The organism is Ruegeria sp. AL12, assembly GCF_056540885.1.
This window is the reverse complement of sequence record NZ_JBQFXN010000180.1, coordinates 1-574: the sequence shown is the minus strand read 5'-3', so window position 1 is coordinate 574 and position 574 is coordinate 1. Positions and strand designations below refer to the sequence as shown.

1 protein-coding gene is annotated in these 574 nt (G+C 62.0%); it reads left to right on the top strand.

The window, feature by feature from the left end; genetic code table 11:
* On the top strand, positions 1 to 478 hold a 478-nt coding region (locus ACR0C6_RS22095), incomplete at its 5' end, for a metallopeptidase TldD-related protein (RefSeq protein ID WP_480621336.1).
* Positions 479 to 574: the final 96 nt, after the last annotated feature.

The following is a 574-nucleotide window of genomic DNA, read 5'->3' as shown; positions in this document are numbered from 1 at the left end:
CGAGGATGGCATCCTGACCGGCTACATGCAGGATCGGCAAAACGCCCGGCTGATGGGCGTTGCACCCACGGGAAATGGGCGGCGACAGAGCTATGCGCACAAACCCATGCCGCGCATGACCAATACGATCATGTTGGGGGGCGACGCTGATCCGGCGGCTTTGGTGGCAGATATTAATGACGGCATCTGGGCGGTTGGATTCGGCGGCGGCCAGGTCGACATCACCAACGGCAAGTTCGTTTTCTCGTGCACCGAGGCGTATCGTGTCGAAAACGGCAAGATCGGCGCGCCGGTCAAGGGCGCCACGCTGATCGGTGACGGGCCATCGGCCTTGAAGCGCATCCGCGGCCTTGGCAACGATATGGCGCTGGATCCGGGTATGGGAACCTGTGGCAAGGACGGTCAATGGGTGCCCGTGGGTGTGGGTCAACCGACGGTGCTGATGGACGGGTTGACTGTCGGCGGGTCGGCAGCCTGAGGCGGAAGAGAAGCGCAAAGGCAGGCGCAGGGTTAACCATGCGCCACTTTGATTCGATAGCACTCCAACCGACGCCATTGATTTGAGCGCCGGTTG